16 protein-coding genes and 1 pseudogene are annotated in these 18281 nt (G+C 61.0%); 9 read left to right on the top strand and 8 right to left on the bottom strand.

Translation table 11 applies throughout. The features are described from left to right. Window positions 1-4: 4 nt before the first annotated feature. From AC0L2K_RS03385 to AC0L2K_RS03365, 5 genes are all read right to left on the bottom strand, one after another. Window positions 5-1810 carry an ABC transporter ATP-binding protein gene (locus tag AC0L2K_RS03385; protein WP_473530605.1) on the bottom strand — a complete coding sequence of 602 codons (1806 nt, stop codon included), beginning with the start codon at window positions 1808-1810 and terminating at the stop codon, window positions 5-7. A gap of 168 nt (window positions 1811-1978) precedes the next feature. Beyond that, window positions 1979-2806 (bottom strand): hypothetical protein, encoded by an 828-nt coding sequence (locus AC0L2K_RS03380; protein ID WP_473530604.1) that lies wholly within the window; start codon window positions 2804-2806, stop codon window positions 1979-1981. Window positions 2807-2952: 146 nt separating this feature from the next. Then, window positions 2953-3759, bottom strand: a complete 807-nt coding sequence (locus AC0L2K_RS03375; protein ID WP_473530603.1) for a polysaccharide pyruvyl transferase family protein — start codon at window positions 3757-3759, stop codon at window positions 2953-2955. Window positions 3760-3807: 48 nt separating this feature from the next. Further along, complete coding sequence (locus tag AC0L2K_RS03370) at window positions 3808-4545, bottom strand: TylF/MycF/NovP-related O-methyltransferase (protein WP_473530602.1); 738 nt, start codon at window positions 4543-4545, stop codon at window positions 3808-3810. A gap of 302 nt (window positions 4546-4847) precedes the next feature. After that, a complete protein-coding gene (locus AC0L2K_RS03365; RefSeq protein ID WP_287394686.1) occupies window positions 4848-5417 on the bottom strand; it encodes a transglutaminase-like cysteine peptidase in 570 nt (189 codons plus the stop codon). Window positions 5418-6001: 584 nt separating this feature from the next. On the opposite strand from AC0L2K_RS03365, the gene AC0L2K_RS03360 reads away from it, so the two are divergent. Next, window positions 6002-6244 carry a hypothetical protein gene (locus AC0L2K_RS03360; protein ID WP_287237070.1) on the top strand — a complete coding sequence of 81 codons (243 nt, stop codon included), beginning with the start codon at window positions 6002-6004 and terminating at the stop codon, window positions 6242-6244. A 212-nt stretch (window positions 6245-6456) separates the two neighbouring features. On the opposite strand, the pseudogene AC0L2K_RS03355 reads toward AC0L2K_RS03360, so the two are convergent. Beyond that, window positions 6457-6678 (bottom strand): annotated as a pseudogene (locus tag AC0L2K_RS03355) (plasmid stabilization protein). 233 nt (window positions 6679-6911) lie between these two features. Between AC0L2K_RS03355 and AC0L2K_RS03350 the strand changes: the two are divergent. The 8 genes from AC0L2K_RS03350 (at window position 6912) to hutC (ending at window position 15000) form a co-directional block, all read left to right on the top strand. Continuing rightward, window positions 6912-7685, top strand: coding sequence for an SDR family NAD(P)-dependent oxidoreductase (locus AC0L2K_RS03350; protein WP_473530601.1), 774 nt, complete (start codon window positions 6912-6914; stop codon window positions 7683-7685). Window positions 7686-7787: 102 nt separating this feature from the next. After that, window positions 7788-8933, top strand: a complete 1146-nt coding sequence (locus AC0L2K_RS03345; protein WP_128245238.1) for an ABC transporter ATP-binding protein — start codon at window positions 7788-7790, stop codon at window positions 8931-8933. A 35-nt stretch (window positions 8934-8968) separates the two neighbouring features. Next, entirely contained in the window at window positions 8969-10075 is a 1107-nt protein-coding gene (locus AC0L2K_RS03340) for an ABC transporter substrate-binding protein (protein WP_023799632.1), read from the top strand. Window positions 10076-10140: 65 nt separating this feature from the next. Further along, window positions 10141-11085 (top strand): ABC transporter permease, encoded by a 945-nt coding sequence (locus AC0L2K_RS03335; RefSeq protein ID WP_128245237.1) that lies wholly within the window; start codon window positions 10141-10143, stop codon window positions 11083-11085. Beyond that, window positions 11082-11882, top strand: coding sequence for an ABC transporter permease (locus AC0L2K_RS03330; protein ID WP_027156432.1), 801 nt, complete (start codon window positions 11082-11084; stop codon window positions 11880-11882). Before AC0L2K_RS03335 ends, AC0L2K_RS03330 begins: the two co-directional genes overlap by 4 nt. Before the next feature lie 35 nt (window positions 11883-11917). After that, the gene (gene hisD, locus AC0L2K_RS03325; protein WP_287394689.1) at window positions 11918-13240 is read left to right on the top strand and encodes a histidinol dehydrogenase; all 1323 of its coding nucleotides are present in this window, start codon (window positions 11918-11920) and stop codon (window positions 13238-13240) included. Between the two features lie 6 nt (window positions 13241-13246). Beyond that, window positions 13247-14269 carry a zinc-dependent alcohol dehydrogenase gene (locus tag AC0L2K_RS03320; RefSeq protein ID WP_287394690.1) on the top strand — a complete coding sequence of 341 codons (1023 nt, stop codon included), beginning with the start codon at window positions 13247-13249 and terminating at the stop codon, window positions 14267-14269. Further along, window positions 14266-15000: a histidine utilization repressor gene (gene hutC, locus AC0L2K_RS03315; RefSeq protein ID WP_023799637.1), complete on the top strand. Its 735-nt coding sequence runs from the start codon at window positions 14266-14268 to the stop codon at window positions 14998-15000. The genes AC0L2K_RS03320 and hutC overlap by 4 nt, the downstream gene beginning before the upstream one ends. Before the next feature lie 176 nt (window positions 15001-15176). Here the strand turns inward: hutC and AC0L2K_RS03310 are convergent, their stop codons facing one another. Continuing rightward, the gene (locus AC0L2K_RS03310) at window positions 15177-16526 is read right to left on the bottom strand and encodes an SLC13 family permease (protein WP_128172146.1); all 1350 of its coding nucleotides are present in this window, start codon (window positions 16524-16526) and stop codon (window positions 15177-15179) included. Between the two features lie 225 nt (window positions 16527-16751). After that, complete coding sequence (locus AC0L2K_RS03305; RefSeq protein ID WP_473530600.1) at window positions 16752-18272, bottom strand: malonate--CoA ligase; 1521 nt, start codon at window positions 18270-18272, stop codon at window positions 16752-16754. Window positions 18273-18281: the final 9 nt, after the last annotated feature.

The raw sequence follows: 18281 nt of genomic DNA, 5'->3' as shown, positions 1-18281 counted from the left end.
GCCGTCAGCGCAATACGCTCTGGCGCAGCGTTTTGCCGCCTTCGACGAGCGGAGCGGACGCTTCCAGATGGAAGATCGAGCGATAGATTTCGCTGCGCCTGGCGAGTTCGTCATGAGTCCCAGAGTCAGCCAGCATGCCAGCGTCAAATACCAGAATACGATCGGCCGCCTTGATCGTTGAAAGCCTGTGCGCAATGCAGATCACCGTGCGCTGAAATGCATCGTCGAACGCAGCCTCCATGACCGCCCGTTCGTTTTCGCCGTCGAGCGCGGATGTTGCTTCATCGTAGACAATCACGGGCGCATCCTTGAGCAGGGCGCGCGCGATGGCAACGCGTTGTTTCTGCCCGCCCGACAGATTGGTACCGCCCGGCCCGACAAGCGTGTCGAGCCCGTTTTCAAGGTTCGAAGCAAAACTTGTGACCCGGGCGAGTTCCGCCGCGGAATCGATTTCTTGATCCGTGGCGTTCGGACGTCCGTCACGAATGTTGTCACGGATAGAACCTTCGAACAGGAAGATATCCTGTGACACCAGTGCGATATTGTCGCGAACGTCGGCCAGGCTGATCTTCGCAATATCCTTGTCGTCGATGAAGATCCTGCCCCTGCCCGGCTCCATCAGGCGCAGGATCAGATTGACGATGGTGGTCTTGCCAGCGCCGGAGCGGCCAACGATCGCCAGCTTCTCACGAGGTCGCACCTCGAAGGAAACACCATGCAGCGCCGGGCTGTTGCCGCCATAGGAGAAGACCACATCTTCAAAACGGATACCACCCTCGACGCCGGTGAGGTGCTCGCCTGCGGTTGCGAGTTGTCGCTGTTCGGGCGTGTCGATCAAACCATACATCTGCTCTACGGCCACCATTTGCTTCTGGATGTCGACATTGACCCGGGCGAGCCGCTTGGCGGGCTCATAGGCAAGCAGAAAGGCGGTTATGAAGGCCATGAATTCGCCCGGCGTCTTGCCGTTGCCGAGGGTCTGCCAACTGGCATAAATGAGGAAAAGGCCGATGATGAAGCCGCCGCCTGTCTCCATCACTGGACTCATCAACGCCGATGTCCGGTTGATCTGGATGCCGCGCCTTTCCATCTTGCGGACAGCCTTAGCGAAGCTGGCGATCGCCTTGTCCTCGAGCTGGAACGATTTGATGGTGCGAATGCCGTCTATGGCTTCCGTGCCGATCGACTGAACCTGTGCCGCCAGCTCTGTTTCGCCCCTTGCCAGCGACTTGATCTTTCGCGTGATCGTGCTCACCGAGAGGAAGATCACCGGCAATGCCGCCGCCGATACAAGCGACATGGTCGGGTCCTGTACGACCATGACACTTGCCAGTCCGACCAGGGTCAAAACGTCGGAGGCCGTGTTGCTCGTCAGCGTGATGATGACGGACGCACCGGCGCGTGCATTGAACATTATCTTGGAAATGAATTTGGCCGGATGCTGATTGACGAAATGGCCAATGTCGAGGCGCATCACCCGGGAAAACTGCCGGTGTTGGAGGTCCGACACGATGGCCCTGCGGACGTTTCCGGTCGTAATGGTTTGACCGTATGCCGCGATGCCCTTGACAGCGGAAAGTCCGATGATTGCCGCGCTGATACCCCAAACGGCGGCGGCGTTCCTGTCGATATAGATGCTGTTGATCATGTCACGCATGATCCAGGCAAATCCGGACGTCGCCGCCGCACCGGCAATCGTGCACAGCAAACCGGCGAGATACAGCTTTATGTGCGGCGGCAGGTTCTCGAGGATCAGGCGCTTGACCAGCGGGTACGCCAAGGCCGCTGAAATTCGTCTCTTTGCGCTCATTCGGTTTCCTGCTGCGATGTATACCGGCACTTGGTTGACCTCTGGCGACTCCCTTGGTCTCCGCGCTTCGTGAATGCGCGAGGGATATTCACCCGAATCAGTACGTCTGTGGCTTCGTTCCCGACCGCAGTCAATGGCGCTGTCTGCAAAATCGCTACAGGATACGTTTCATTCGGTGGTCCTGCGCTCACTCCAAGTACTTCTGCCCCTTTCGGTTATCTTTGATATGCCGCGCTCGTCACGCCATTTCCTGCCTATGTCCTTAATTATTTCGGGTTGTGCAACCCCGGGCAAAACGCGGCATTCGTAACGCGAAGTAAAATTCGTCAATGGCGGATTAATATGCGAGCGCTGCTGCTTTTCAGGGTCAAGATCGTCTCTCAAAAGTGAACTGCAACGCCTCACAAAATCACCGGAAAAGAAGGCCGGACTGGTCCCAAAACTAGAAATCTTTCGTTTCCAAATCGTCAGGCCTAGCAACTTTACTTTCTCCGTACGTCTACGATTCTCATCCCGCCCGTTCCATCCAAGTTCTTTTGTTACAAGCTTCACTGCGCGGGTGCGTCCCTTGAACAGGGGAAACACCCGATCTGGCGTGATCGATTCAAGCGCCAGCCAGTCATCTTCCAAATGCAGCACGAGTGGTGATTTCACTTGAGACCAAAGCACCTTTACGGCACGCCCAAAACTTGCGGTCTCTGGTTCTGAAATGGCAGCATTGGGGAAATATCCAAGGACAAGACTGCGGCACTTTTCGTGGTCGCTCTCGTCTCCGCCAAACGGATCGATGTTCACATAGACTCCACCGATACGGAAATGCCGAAATACCATCTGTTGAAATGATTGCAGTGTTTGCGAGAGCAGTTCGGGCCTCCTGCCGCACACAAGCGTTACGTCGATGGCAGGGTGATTGTTTGGCGACATGAGTTGCAACTTTTCGTTTTGGTGGAGCTGATTGCGTATGATTTCCTGCCGCATGGCTGCAAGGAAAATCAACGGGCCATCACTGCGTCTGATTTTGCTAAATCTGACCCAACTGCGTCCTCCTAGTCGGTCAGGCCGAGTGGGAGATGCGGCTTGTTCAAGTGTGGCTACGAACCGCGCTGCGAGGAGCGAATGCAGTCTAAACGGTCCCTCAAAATTCAAAAAGGGAAACTAGCGAGAAGTGAACCCAGCCGGACTGCGTCAGGTTGGCGCGCATCTGCTGGAATGGAATTACCTGGCTGGGCGAGAACGTCTTCGAAATTAAGTACATGCCATGAGTCGCCACGAAATGCCTCGTAATCACGATATTTGAAGCCGTCGCCCTTGATACGCCTATCGCCTTCCATCCTGACAGACGGAACTCCGTAGGCATCTGCAACGATGAGGCCGTGCAGACTGTTGGATATCACCATGTCCGACTCGGCGATAGCATGTGTGATCTTCTTGGGGTCATCTAGAAGATCAACAATCTTCCAGTGACGCGGAAGGGACGATGCATATTTTGCCCGGAAATGGCGATTGGTGACGAAGTGAGGGACGACCGCCACGGCGTTACTGGTGGTCGCCGGCTTCGGCCAAATCCGCGGGAGCAATAGCGCTGGGTCACCTGTCGCCAGACCCGGCTGCCCGAGCTTTTCAGCACTTAGAGGACCGCGCACCGCATGGAACGCCAGCTTTTGCGGCCAAACGGGTAGTCCGGTACTGCTCATGAAGCCAGATCCCCAAACGTGCAGCGTTCGCCAAGGCCTCCGGTTGATGAGTTTTACGCCCTTTGGATATCGCCGATGATAGGAATCGATCACGCTCCCGATAGAAATGAGTTCCGCTCGGTCCCGGCCTACAAATTCGGGTTGCAAATTGAACAAAGCGGGCAACAGCACCGCCATGAGATTGTCCCCGTAATTTTCTGGCTGCGCTCCGAATGTCTTCCCGGTGGAAGCGGCATAGACCTTTATCTTTCGCATCGAATGTCGTCTTATCTGCCTTTTTACGCAAAGTGAATGCAGGGGGCGTTAGCTTGCCTTTACGACAATCGCCTGCCCGGTTGGAAGTTCGATGATGCCTTCCGGGCGGTTCTCGAAGAATTGGTCAAACGCCTTTCGAGCGCCAGGGCAAAGCGCGGAGCCGTAGTCATCACAGATGATCATGCCATGCGCTGCGACCCGGTCGTAGAAGAAGGCAAGCGCGTCACGTGTTGGCTCGTATAGATCGACGTCAATATGGATCAGGGCGAAACGCCGGTCGGACACGCTGGAAAAAGTGTCTGGTATCCATCCGACATGAAAAGTGGTGTTGCTGAAGTCGGAAATATTCTCCCTGGCCACGCCCTCGTCGGTGCTGAGATCGCCGGACTTCCATGGCATTCGGCCGTTTGGCTTGCGATCCTCTACGGTCGGTTCCGAGAGGCCGGCGAACGAATCGAAAAGATGGTAGTGCCGTGGCCGAAGATCGCTCATCAGCATGAACATGGTCGAGCGGCCTTGTCTTACGCCGCATTCGGCCACATCGCCGTCGATGCGCTCGATCGATCGCAAACAGCTTTGCAGGACGAAAGCACGGGGATCCGGAATCCCGCTTATGTCCTTGACCCGCTGCAGCGCCTTTCGGAAAAATGGCTGGTCCTTCCAGACCATATGACTGGAATAAACATAGAAGCCGTATTTGTCGGCCTTCTTCTGAGAGACCTTATACCAGGCCACGCCTCTGCGTTTTTTCGAAATGACAGCAAGTGCCGCGTCTCTCAATTTCATCCTGTATCCTCCAGCATTCGACATGTCCATAACACGGGCAGAAGAGAAAGCTCTACCGGCATCAGGCGCGGAATGAAATCGAGTTCCGGCTGAGGGACATTAGCTTATCGAGCGCCGCAAGGAAGCGCTTCCCGGTGCTCGTAATAAGCCTATGCCTGGAATGGAACTCCCATGCAGTGCGACTCAAGATCACGGGTCATGTGCCTGGGCCGGTGCGGAACAGGCGCGCAGCCGGGCATCCCTGGCCGTTCTCCGGCATGAGCGCCAGCGCCAGGCATTGTCGATCCGCTAATTCGGGAGGTTCAGTCGACTGCCCCGACCAGTACATCGGGGTGTTCGATTATCGCGACCCAGCGCCCGGTATGCGTAGACGACTGCCTTTTTATAAATCGATATCCAGTTACCGACCAAGGCTTCACATCGTCGTTGAGGTTGTCGAGCACATAGTCGCCTTTGTCGGTCTTGACGGTCAGCACCGCGTGCCCCTCGCCGTCCTGCTTCCTGACGACAGTGATCAGAAGGTTCGACAGCGATATGCCCTGCTGCCTGAGCAACTGGCGCTTGAGCAGGACATAATCCTCGCAGTCGCCGAGCGCGCTGTCAGGATAGGACCAGAATTCCATCATGCCGTGAACGTCCAAATCGCTCGCGGGCCTGACCGATCTGTTCACCAGCTTGTTGACGGAGGCGAGCTTGCCTTCCATTCCCGCGGACAGAAGGACTGGAGCGCTCTTGCCTGATCGTATTGCGCACTCCGCGGCCCGCCGTCTGCAGAATTCGATGTAGCCGACAGGGATGGAGGTTGGCTGCCCGGTGGCCATGGCGCCAGGCACGACGTCGGCCGAAGCCTTCTCCATCGGCGTCGCGGACATCATCAAGCCTATTAGTAGGCCGGCACACAGCCATGCCCGCGGTACCACCAATCCCATTCGCCCCGCCCAAGAGGTAACAACCCGAAACAATCTTTAATACCGCGTTACCATCTTTTTTTGGGCGCATCAACACAGCCGCCGCACAATTTAAAGCGACGGTGGCGAACCACCTGACGATGGACGCCGCGCGGTCGCCCGATCAGCAAATTATGCGTTCACCCGATCAGGGGAATTGTCCCGCTTTTACGTCATCGGCGTTCTTCGGCAGCTCCGCTTACCTGGACCTGATGACGGCGCCCGACAGGTATCTGGCCGCGCAAACGCCGACAGGCGGCCGAAAAAAATTGTAGCCAAATTTGTCGAAGTCCAAGAGCTGCGGGCCCTCGCATGGATTCTCATACATTCGGATACACTTCGATAGCACTCGGGCAAACCTCTGCGACAGGCCCAGCGTAGTTTCATCCGTGAGCAGGAAGCCTCGTCATGATGGCGAGACAGAGAGCCGACGGGATTTCGCAAAGCAGGAGTCAATTCCGCGCGAGCCGCCGTCGGCGGGTCTGCTCGTTATTGAAAGGAACAGCACGATGAACAAAATTGTAACCGCTATCGCCCTCCTCGCCCTGTCGACAGGAGTCTCGCTCGCTGCCAATCAAAACCCGGACCGCGACCCGACCCGCGGCTTCGCTACTGGCGTCGACAACAGCGGAATGACCTTGGATACCAGTCACACGGCTTCCTTGCCTCAACCGGTGGTAGCTCCGAAAGAAGAACAGCCACAGCCGGGCAAGGTCCTTAGGGGTCGTGCGCCATGGGCGGGCAGCCGTTGAGACGCTGAACTTTTCCACCTATGCAAAATTGTCCAATCACCCCGCATTCAGCGGGGATGGTTGGACAAGGGCGCTCAGGAAAATCGCGCCGATAGGGTGAATTCAATGTCTCGGGCGAGCGTGTCGAGGCGCCATGGCGAACAGCCATGCAATCACGGCAGGCTCGGGCGACTTCTTCAGCGTCTCGGAAATGAATCTGGCAGCAGGGAAGATCAAAGCTCCGCATCAACCTGCCGAGGGCCCCGGATCGCTGCTTCAAGGTCGATTTCGACGCCATAAGCAGAACGTCGACGCCGGCTCACGACCGGCTTGCCGAACCTCATAGGATTCCAGCGCGCGCTCAACCACGTCGGCGATCGAGCGGTTCTCGCACCGAGCCAGCCGGTGCGATCACGCGCCTTTGCACTGCGCACGGAAAGCCGCGGTTCGACCATGTGGGACTCCCTTTGCCGTTGATCGAGCTTAATGGCTTTACCAGCGAGACGCCAGTTGATGGCGCTCTGTTGGGGCATCCGGGATGCCGTCGTTCAAGCGATCGCCGCAAACCGGCGCCGCGCCGTTTAGTGGCACCCCCGCAATAGCGCAAGATGTATAGACAACCGGCCGCAACTGGTGTTCGTTTCCAATCCGACCGCATGGTTTTTTTTCGGGAATGCAGGAAACCGCCATGGACGCCGCTCGCCTGTTCGACCTGACGGGAAAAAAGGCGCTGGTGACGGGCGCCAGCCGCGGCATCGGCCAGGCCATGGCGGAGGCGCTCTCGGCGGCCGGCGCCGATGTGGCGGTGACCGCCCGCGACGAAAATTCCCTTCGTGAAACGGCGGACCGAATTAGCGCACATGGGCGAAGGTCGCTTTGCCGGTCCCTCGACGTGCTCGACACCGATCGCATCCGCGTGGTGGTCGACGAGGTGGCGGATGCCTTTGGTGGGCTCGACATTCTGGTCAACAACGCCGGCTACGAAAAAGTCCAGCCCTCGCTCGACGTGGACGAGGCGGTATGGGACCGCATCGTATCGACCAATCTGAAGGGCGCCTTCTTCTGCGCGCAGGCTGCGGCGCGGCGGATGGCTGACGACAACAGCGGTGGCGCGATCATCAATCTTTGCTCGCTGACCTCCTATGTCGGCATTCCGACCGCGGTACCCTACGGCTCGTCCAAGTCCGGGCTCCTGGGCATGACGCGCGCACTCGCCGCGGAATGGGCATCGCTCGGTATCCGCGTCAACGCCATCGCTCCGGGGTATTTCCATACGGCGATGACGGACGCCTTTTACCAGGATCCCGACTGGCAGACGGCGATGCTGGCCATGATCCCGCAGCGGCGCTTCGGCACGATGCAGGATCTGGCCGGCGCTATCGTGTTTTTGGCGAGCGGGGCATCCGCCTATGTCACCGGGCATTGCCTCCCGGTCGACGGCGGCTATCTCGCATCCATCTGAGCGACTGAGAGGATCGTGTAGACCGAGCTTGTATATGGTTGTATATACCACCTGATACGCTGGACGTTCTTGCATGCGACCGGCGACAAAAGGGGAACCACAATGCAGGAGCGTTTTCGGGCCGCAGCTTCGCACGAAGCGGAAGGCGACAGGGAAATCGCCGTCACGGTCCGCAACGTCGGGATGGACTTCGATGGGGTTCAAGCCGTCAAGAACGCGTCCTTCGATCTGCCGAAGGGCCGGTTTCTCACCATTCTCGGGCCGTCTGGGTCCGGCAAGACAACCCTCCTGCGGATGATCGCCGGGTTCCAGACCCCGAGCAGCGGCGAGATCTTCATCAACGGTGAAGCGGTGAGCGCGGTGCCACCGCACAAGCGGTCGATCGGTATGGTCTTTCAGAGACTTGCCTTGTTTCCTCATATGACGGCGGCCGAGAATGTCGCCTTCCCGCTGAAGATGCGTCGGCGCGACGCACGCACCATTCCCGACCGCGTCGAGCGATATCTCGCTCTGGTGCGGCTCGGAGGCTATGGCGGCAGGCGCATTCACGAACTGTCCGGCGGGCAGCAGCAGCGCGTCGCGATTGCGCGCGCGCTGGTGTTTGAGCCCGACCTGCTGCTTCTCGACGAGCCGCTTGCCGCACTCGACCGCAAGCTGCGCGAGGAAATGCAGCTCGAATTCCGCCGCATCCAGCGTGAGCTCGGCGTCACCACGATCAATGTCACCCACGACCAGCGCGAGGCGCTGGTAGTTTCCGACGATATCGTCGTCATGGATCAGGGCGAGATCCAGCAGAAGGCACGGCCGATCCACACCTACCGCCAGCCACGCAACGCCTTCGTCGCCAATTTCATCGGCGTCACCAATTTCATTGCCGGCACGGTACGGGCCGTATCGGAAATGGGCGATGTTTCCGTCGTTCGGGGTGATCTGATGCTTGCCGGAAAGGTCGGCGATCCGGTCAATCCGCCTGCCGAGGGCGACAAGGCATCGGGAGCGATCCGCGCCGAACAGATCCGTCTCGCCGGCGATGCTGCGCAGCTGTCGAAGCTTGATTGCATGCTGGCCGGGACTGTGACCGACACCATCTTCGAAGGCGAGCGCATGGTCTATGAGGTAGCCTGCGCCGCAATTGGCGACGAGGTCATTCGCGTTTTCGACCATGATCCCGCCGCGCACACGCAGTTCGACATAGGCGAAAGCGTGTTCCTGGGGTGGAATGCCAGGGACATGCTTGTTTTTCGATAGAACCGGAGACCGGTCAAACCCAGAGGAGAATGCAGATGAAGCGCTTTAAGCCGACATTATCCCATCTTTCCCGCAGAACCTTCCTTCAGGCCACCGCTGCGCTCGGCGGCGCCTCAGCGCTCGGCCTGCGCGGCGCCTATGCGCAGGAACCGGAAAAGCCGGCGGAGATCATCGTGCGCGCCTGGGGCGGCAGCTGGGTGGATAGCCTGAAGGCCGGGGTGTCCGACAGCTTCACCAAGATGACGGGGATTGCTGTCCGTCACGACCTGACCGAAGACAACGAGATTCAGCCCAAGGTCTGGGCGGCCGTGGCGCAGAAACGCGTCCCGCCGATCCATATCAACTGGGACACCACCACCAATGCCACGAAATCGGCACTGCGCGGCGTGACGGAAGACCTCTCCGACCTGCCGAACCTCGCCAATGTGACGGACCTTGCCAAGCCGGCCGGCCTGGAAGGCTTCCCGATCGTCAATACCTACGGTTATGTCTATGTGCTTGCCTATCGGCCTGCCGCATTCCCGGATGGACCGCCCAAGTCCTGGAAAGATCTGCTTGACCCGAAGTTCAAGGGTCGGCTTGCCTTCTACAATGACGGCATCGGCTTCCATTTCCCCGCCCAGGTCGCCGGTGGTGGCAAGCTGGAGGACATTCCCGGCAACATGCAGCCGGCATGGGATTTCATCACCAAGATGAAGGCACAGCAGCCGCTGCTGGGCGAAGATCCCGACTTCACCACCTGGTTCCAGAACGGCGAGATCGACGCCGCCTGCACCATCTCGACCAACGCCCGGGAGGCGCGCAAGAACGGCGTCAAAATCGAATGGGTGGTGCCGGAAGAGGGTGCAAAATTTGACACTGACGGTCTGTGGATCCCCAAGGGCCTGCCGGAAAACGAACTCTACTGGGCCAAGAAGTACATCAATCACGCCTTGACCAAGGAAGCCCAGCAGATCTGGCTGGACGGGCTTGGCTTGCCGGGCGTGGTGCCGGGCCTCACGCCGCCCAAGGATCTGGTGGGCGATCCGTCCTATCCGACCACTGAAGCGGATTTCCAGCGCCTTATCCGCATCTCGTCGAAGATCCAGGTCGAGAACGAGAGCGAGTGGTTTTCCAAGTTCAAGGCGATCATGCAGGGCTGACGCCGGTCGGCCGGTGCTGCGCTCGTGCGGCACCGGCTCCTTCACGACGTCGGATACGGGTTTTCATGCGGGCAGCCAGGACAGCCTATCCCCTGACATGGCGCATCATGGATGTGCTGGAAGGCGTTGCCGCCGCTGTCTGGCCGGCGCGGTTCAGGCGCGCAACGCCCTATCTGATGCTGCTTCCGGCGGTGCTGCTTGTCGGGCTGCTCGTGCTTGGTCTCATCCAGATCGCGGATGCCAGCCTGCGCACGCTCGACACCACCACCTTCCAGTTCTCCGACGACTATTCCATCGCCAATTTCCGCCGCGCGCTGACGGAGCCACTGTTCCTGGTCGTCGCGCAGCGCAGCCTCGTTGCCGCCCTGATCGTCACCGCGGTGACGCTGGTCTTCGCCTTTCCCTACGCCTATCTGATGGTGCGCACGCGTTCGCCAGGATTGCGCAAATTCCTGCTGATCGCGCTGTTCCTGCCGTTCTTCATCGGCCAGGTGGTGCGTGCCTATGGCTGGCTGATCATCCTCGGCAACCAGGGCATGGTGAACGAGGCGCTCGGCCTTGTCGGGGTGGCCCCGATGCGGCTCATCTATAACTATCCCGCCGTGCTGTTCGGCCTCGTCCAGTACATGCTGCCGTTTGCCGTACTGATGCTGGCGCCGGCGCTCACCGCGATTCCCGAAGAGCTGGAGGCAGCCGCTGGATCGCTCGGCGCGAACTGGGTTCGCACGTTCATCCACGTCGTGCTGCCACTCGCTCGTCCAGGCTTCGTCGGCGCCGGCGTGGTGGTGCTGACGCTTTCGCTCACCGATTTCGCAGTCCCTGCGATCCTTGGCGGCGGCTCGCAGGATTTCATCGCCAACGCCATCTACGACCAGTTCTTCCGCACCTCCGACCAGGGTCTCGGCGCGATGCTGGCGCTTATGCTGGTCGCGCTCGGGTCAATCCTTGTCGGCTTGGTGTTCGCGCTGTTTGGAGCCGGAACGCTCGCCATGGGGAGGTCGCGGGCGTGAGCGGCTCGCGCAGCAAATCGATTGTCCTGTGGACCCTGGTGACGATCGCCCTGGTGACGCTTTCGGCGCCGACGATCGTTGTGCTCGGCGCTTCGTTTACGGGCGGCAACATCATTACGTTTCCGCCGGATGGACTGTCGCTGCGGTGGTACGCGCGTATTTCGCAGGCCTCCGACCTGCGCAATGCTTTCCTGCGCACGCTCCAGGTCGCGACGGTCTGTACGATCGTTGCCATTCCAGTGGGCACGCTGGCGGGCATCGCGCTGGCGAAATATGCGGTGCGTTTTGAGAAGACGATCCAGATCTACCTGCTGCTGCCATTCACCATCCCGCTGATCGGATCGGGCATCGGCCTCATGCTGATCTTCGGCAACGCCGGCATTCTCGGCCAGCTCTGGCCGGTCGGCATCGCCTGCTGCGTCATCAACCTGCCCTTCATGATCTGGGCGGTCACGGCGAGCGCCACCGGGCTTGACCCGGATCTTGAACTGGCCGCCGCCAATTGCGGCGCGCCGCCGCTCCAGGTGTTCTTCTCCGTCACCTTGCCGGCGGTCATGCCAGGGGTGATCACCGGCTCGCTGCTGATGTTCATCCTGGCGCTCAACGAGTTCCTGGTCAGCCTGCTGCTCGTCGATGCCCGCATCGTGACGCTGCCGGTGCTCATCTACAACTCCATCCGCTCGATCATCACGCCGGATCTCGCCGCGATCTCCGTGGTCTTCATCGCCTGCTCGGCTGTCGCCGTTTTCCTGCTCGACAGGCTGGTCGGGCTCGACATCTTCCTGAAATCGAAATGAGGAAAGCCGGCTCGTCGGGCCGCAAAGGAAATCCTATGCCAAACGTATCATTCCACGATTTGAGACAACTCGACGCCGCCGCTCGTTCGGCATTGATGCGGCGCTCAGAGACCGATCTCTCTGGCTTTATGGAGAAGGCCGCGCCGATCATCGAGGCGGTCCGAACAGAAGGCGACGCCGCGCTCGTTCGCTTCGCCCGCGACTTTGACAAGGCAGATCTCGATGCCACGCGACTGAAGGTCAGCCCCGCCGAGTTCGACGCCGCCTTCGGCATGGTCGACGAGGACGTGATCGCCGCCATTCGCTTCGGCATCGACAACATCCGGCATTTCCACGAAGAGCAGAAACCGGAAGCGATGTGGCTCAAGGAAATGCGGCCCGGCGCCTTTGCCGGCGACCGCTTCACGCCGATCCGCTCGGTGGCGCTCTATGTCCCGCGCGGCAAAGGGGCGTTCCCTTCGGTGACGATGATGACCGCAGTGCCCGCAGTGGTGGCGGGCGTTCCGGAGCTTGCCATCGTCACGCCGCCGGCGCCCGATGTTTCGGTGGACGCAGCGACGCTGGTTGCGGCGCGCCTCGCCGGCGTCGAAACGGTCTACAAATGCGGCGGCGCGCAGGCGGTCGCCGCGGTCGCCTACGGCACAGAGACGATCACGGCCGCGCTCAAGATTGTCGGTCCAGGCAGCCCCTGGGTGGTTGCGGCCAAGCGGCTGCTTGCCGGCGTCATCGATCCTGGCCTTCCCGCCGGCCCGTCTGAAGCGATCATCCTCGCCGACGACAGCGTGCATGGCGGGCTGGCCGCGCTCGACCTCCTCATCGAGGCGGAGCACGGACCGGACTCGTCTGCCTATCTGGTGACCCACAGCCGCCGCGTGGCGGAGGAGGCACTGGCCGCGCTGCCGGAGCACTGGGCGCGCATGACCGAGCAACGGGTCGCGTTCTCCACCGCGGTCCTGACCGGCGCCTGTGGCGGCATTGTGCTGACGGCCTCGATCGAGGAGAGCTACCGCTTCATCAACGACTACGCACCGGAGCACCTGGAGATCCTCTCCACCGACCCCTTCGCGCACCTTGGCCACATCACCGAAGCTGCAGAGATCCTGATGGGACCGCACACGCCGGTCTCGATCGGCAATTTCGGGCTGGGCCCCAACGCCGTGCTGCCGACCAGTCGCTGGGCGCGTACTTGTGGACCGCTCTCGGTCACGGATTTCGTCAAGCGCTCTTCGATCGGCTACGTGACGGAAGCGGCCTATCCGGAATTCGCGCGCCATGCCCGCACACTTGCCCGCTATGAAGGCTTCTCCTCGCATGAACACGCCGTCTCCGACGTGCGCGACCGATATCTGGCGCGGTAGCGGATGATGAAGGCGGCCAGACTCCATGCGGCGGGCGATTTGCGGGTTGAGGACGTGCCATCTCCCGGCGAACCAGCGCCTGGCTGGGTGCGGCTCAAGGTGACGGCCGCCGGCATTTGCGGCTCCGACCTCCACAACTTCCGCACCGGTCAGTGGATCAGCCGCGCGCCGAGCGTCGTTGGACATGAGTTCGCTGGCGAAGTGACTGCCGTGGGGGCCGGCGTGTCCCAGTTTGCGCTCGGAGACCGGGTCGTGGCCGATTCGCGCTTCTGGTGCGGCGAGTGTCCTGCCTGCCTGGCCGGCCGGCATAATGTCTGTGCCAGACTGGGCTTTGTAGGCGAGATCTGCGACGGCGGCTTCGCGGAAGAGACGCAGCTGCCGGCGCGGCTGCTTGTGCGCCACGACCCCACGCTCGATCCCGCGATCGCCGCCATGGCGGAGCCGCTGGCGGTCGCCCTGCACGCGGTGCGGCGGCTGGCGGCGCCGGCCGCAGCGCCGGTGCTTATCGCTGGTTGCGGCCCGATCGGCGGATTGGCTGCGCTGCTCCTGTCGCGGCCAGGCGAGAGACAGGTCCTCGTCGCCGACCGCAATACGGCGCGTGCGGAGCTTGTGGCCAAGGTGAGCGGCGCGACCGTCGTCGACCTGGACGCCCTGCCCTGTGATCCCAATCTGCGCCATGCCCCCAATCTGCGCCATGCCATCGACGCGACGGGCAGCGTGGCGGCGATGGCGCGGCTGCTCGATGTTTTGGCCGTCGGCGGCACGCTGGCGCTGGTCGGCATTTCGCATGGCCGCCTCGACCTCGACCCCAACTTGCTGGTCGAGCGCGAGATCGCGCTTGTCGGCTGCCACGCCTTCGCCGACGAGCTTGCGCCGGCCGTCTCGATGCTGGGCGATCTCGCGCCCGCGCTGTCGCGCTTCGTGTCCGACGAGATCGCGATCGGCGAAATTCCCGCCGCTTACCAGCGCCTGATCGCCGGCGTGAGCGGCGGGTTGAAGACCATCGTCCGGATGGAGAGCGGACGATGATCAGGCTTACCGAAACCGCCGGGCCGCTCTACGAAAAGGTCAAGGACTACGTGCTTGGCAATATCGGCAGTGGCAACTGGCCGAAGGACCGCAGGCTGCCTTCCGAAAACGAGCTGGTCAGCACGCTCGGCGTCTCGAGGATGACGGTGCACCGGGCGCTGAGGGAACTGACCTCGGAAGGCCACCTGCTGCGTATCCAGGGCGTAGGCACCTTTGTGGCGCCGCCGAAACCGCAATCGGCCCTCATCGAAATCAGGAACATCGCCGGCGAGATCGCCGCGCGCGGCGCACGCCACAGGGCCGAGGTCATCGTCCTCGAGAAGATTCGCAACCCGGCGCTGGACCTCGTCGTCGCCTTCGAGTTCACGCGCCGCAGACCGGTCGCCCATTCGATCATCGTGCATTTCGAAGACGATGTGCCCGTCCAACTCGAGGAACGCTTTGTCAATCCGGCGCTCGCACCGGACTACCATCGGCAAGATTTCGTGGCGACCACCACTTACGACTACCTGCAGCGGGCGACGCCGCTGACGGAAGTGGAGCATGTGATCTCGGCCGTCGCCGCAGAAGAGATGGCGGCCCGCCATTTGAAGATCCGACCCGGCGACCCATGCCTGCTCCTGCATCGGCGGACCTGGTCGGGCGCGGCGGTCGCCACCGTCAACAAGCTCACCTATGTCGGCAGCCGCTATTCGCTGGGCAGCCGCTACGCGCCCTCACCCGCCGCATGAGCAGCGACAGCCCGCCAGGCAGGGCGGGCGGCGCTATCGGCCAAACGGCTGCCTTGATAGGCAATCAGCTCCGCCTGCGCCGCCTTTTTTCTTGTTGACGCCGATCAGATCATTTCGGGTCAAGCCTGGCCGCCGGTCAAATTGCACCGGAGCGGCCAGACTGATTGGCCGACCGTTCAAACCAAACCGGGGACCACGAAAACCAGCCAGGCGATGACAGGGCCGATGATGGCGATAAGCGCGCTGTAGATCAGCAACGTCTTCAGCACGCCCTCGCGCTCTGCTTCCCGGGCATTGGCGACGACCAGCGCACCGTTGGTCGAAAACGGGCTGGTGTCGACGATGGTGGTGGAGATCGCGATCGCCGCAACCACACCTATGGCACTGATCTGTCCCTGCAGGAGGAAGGGCACGGCCAGTGGAATGATGGCTCCCAGCAATGCCGTGGACGAGGCGAATGCCGATACAATGGCGCCGGTGAAGCAGAGGAGGAGTGCAACCAGCAGCGGCATGCCCAGGCTTGAAATGCCTTGGGCGACGTAGTCGATCGTGCCGATCTTCTCCATGACGCCGACATAGGTGATGATGCCGGCGATCAGGAGCACCGTCGACCAGCTGACCTTGTCGATCGCTGCCTTTTGGGTCTTTGGCGAGAGGAGCGCGAGCGCGACCGCGACGGTGATCGCCACCAGGCCGACATTGAACTTGAAGACAAGTGCGCCGACCGCGAGCGCGGTTAGGCCGACTAATGTCGTCAGCCTTTCCGTAGTCAGGCCGGAAAGCGCCGACACATTTTTTGTCTGCTCCTCAAAGACGTGATGGCTGATCGGAGTAGCCGGCGTGCCGCCGTGGCCGACGATTGACTGCGTGACGCCTTCGGGGTGGAGGTCAGGCAGCGGTCCCGACGCGACCGAATACTTACGCAGCACCTTCGAGCCGCCGAAGACGAAGAATACGAGGACGGCGATGGCCAGATTGAAGAAGAAGCTGGAGAGAAACAGTGATGTCGGCGCGAACGGCAACCCCGCCTTTTCGACGATCTGGTTGGTAATGCCGCCATAGACGCTGATCGGCGAAAAGCCGCCCGCCTGTGCACCGTGAATAACCATCAATCCCATCATGACCGGATTGATGCGGTACTGGAACGCAAAACCCAGCGCCACCGGGGCCAGGATGGCGACCGCCGCAGGTCCAAGCGCACCGAAGCCGGTGATGACGGCCGCGACCAGGAACATGACCCAGGGAATCCACGCCACATGTCCGCGCACCAGTTTGACCGCGCCCTCGACCAGCCAATCGATAGTACCGTTGATCTGGGCGATGGCGAACAGGTAGGTAATGCCGACCAATGTCAGGAAGAGGTCGCTCGGGAAGCCAGCAAATATTTCCGCCGGCTTCATCGCCATGACGAGCGAGCCGACCAGAAAGGCGCATGCGAAGGCGAGCGCGCCCATATTGATCGGCTGCATGGTGGCGATCACGAACATGCCGATCAGCAGCGCAATCGACAGAATCTGGATGTTCATAGCTTCCTCCCTCGGGAAACGCCTTCAGGCGCCCGTTCTCATTTCCATCGGTGGTAGATCAGCCTGCGTTGGTCTCGCTCCCAAGCACCAACGCAGGGTCGTCAGCGCCTCCTAGAGCCGGATGATTTCAGGTCAAGTCGACCTGAAATCTGAATTCGGCTCTAAATCAAAGAGATAGAGCATGATGTCGTCCGAAAACCGCTTCACACTTTTCGGCATCATGCTCTAGGAGGCGGGCATGTAAAGGTTGCTGAACCGGTCGCGCAGAAGGTTCTTCTGCACCTTTCCCATGGTGTTGCGCGGAAGTTCCTCGGCGAAGATCACCCGTTTCGGCTGCTTGTAGCGCGCGAGGCGGTCGCGCAGCGCGTTCAGCACGGCCTTTTCGTCCATTGTGGCACCGGGCTTGAGCACCACGATGGCCGTCACCCCCTCGCCGAAATCCGGATGTGCAATGCCGATGACCGCACTCTCGGCGACGCCGTCGAGTTGATCGATCTCACCCTCGACTTCCTTCGGGTAGATGTTGTAGCCGCCGGAGATCACCAGGTCCTTGTCGCGGCCGACGATGTGGAGATAGCCCGCCTCATCGATCTTGCCGAGGTCGCCGCTGATGAAATAGCCGTCCTTGGTGAACTCCGCCGCGGTCTTTTCAGGCATCCGCCAATAACCCCGGAAAACGTTCGGGCCCTTGATCTCGATCATGCCGGTTTTGCCTGGTCCGAGCGTCTCGCCGGTGGCCGGATCGGTGACCCTCACCGACACGCCCGGGAGTGGGAAACCTACTGTCCCTGCCCTTCGCTCGCCGTCATAGGGGTTTGAGGTGTTCATGTTGGTTTCGGTCATGCCGTAGCGTTCGAGAATGGCGTGACCGGTGCGCTGCTTGAATGCGGCGTGCGTTTCAGCGAGCAACGGTGCCGAGCCGGAGATGAACAGCCTGATATTGGCGACCGTCTCCCGGTTCAGGCCCTCATGCTGAAGCAACCGGACATAGAAGGTTGGCACGCCCATCATCAGCGTCGCCCGCGGCATCAGAGCAAGGATTTCCTCCGGATCGAACTTTGGCAGCAGAAACATCGAGGCGCCGGCGATGAGCGTGACATTGGTCGCCACGAAGAGCCCATGCGTGTGAAAAATCGGCAGCGCGTGGATCAGCCGGTCGGCTGCCGTCACCTGCCAGCATTCGCGCAGTGCTATTGCATTGGACAAAAGGTTGTCGTGCGTCAGCATTGCGCCCTTGGAACGGCCGGTGGTCCCGGATGTGTACAGGATCGCGGCGAGATCGTCAGGCGCGCGCGCCGCGTCGAGAAAATCGTCAGACTCGTCCCGGGCCAACTCCATGAGCGACCCGGCGCCGTCCGCATCGAGCGTTTCGACAATCGCGCCGTAGCCGTGCGCGATCGTCTCGACATCAGTTCGCGACTTCGAGGAGACGATGACGAGCCGCGGTTCGGCGTCACCGATAAAATAGTCGAGTTCAGCCAGCGTATAGGCGGTATTCAGCGGCAGATAGACCGCCCCGCAGCGCACGCATGCGAGATAGAGCATCAGAGCCTGCGGGCTCTTGTCCACCTGGACCGCGACGCGGTCGCCCGGGCGAACGCCGAGCACATCAATTGCGCTGGCGATCTGTCCGGAAAGCCGCAGCGCATCTGCATAGGTCCAACGCTGACCATCAATGGTCTCGATGAAAATCGACTCGCCTGACTTGGCGGATGCTCGCATGGCGTCGAACAGATGATTGCTCATTGAACTCCT

The sequence above is a fragment of the Mesorhizobium sp. WSM4817 genome, assembly GCF_055811135.1.
Note: the sequence above shows the minus strand (reverse complement) of the source record. Positions and strands in the feature narration are given on the sequence as shown.